The sequence below is a fragment of the Pseudomonas sp. AC463 genome, assembly GCF_979253585.1.
This window is the reverse complement of record NZ_CEEDDZ010000435.1, coordinates 1-294: the sequence shown is the minus strand read 5'-3', so window position 1 is coordinate 294 and position 294 is coordinate 1. Positions and strand designations below refer to the sequence as shown.

1 pseudogene is annotated in these 294 nt (G+C 64.3%); it reads left to right on the top strand.

Features of this window, described 5'->3' with window-relative positions:
• Positions 1–294 (top strand): annotated as a pseudogene (locus AC0IYH_RS30860) (hypothetical protein); the annotation flags it as partial.

Genomic DNA, 294 nt, shown 5'->3' with positions numbered 1-294 from the left:
CTGATCGACTTCGCGCTCGGCATCGTCCTGTGGACCAGCTTCGACATCGGCGGCGCTCAGTGGCAGTTCGTGGAGCAGGGGCCGCGCCTCGGCTTCTTCGCCTGGGACCTCGGCATCGATGGGTTCGCGCTGCTGCTGATCATGCTCAGCGTGTTCCTGATGCCGATCTGCATCGGCGCGAGCTGGCGTTCGGTGACGAACCGCGTGCCGGAATACATGGCGGCGTTCCTGCTGACCGAGGTGCTGATGATCGGCACGTTCGCGGCGCAGGACCTGTTCCTGTTCTACCTGTTC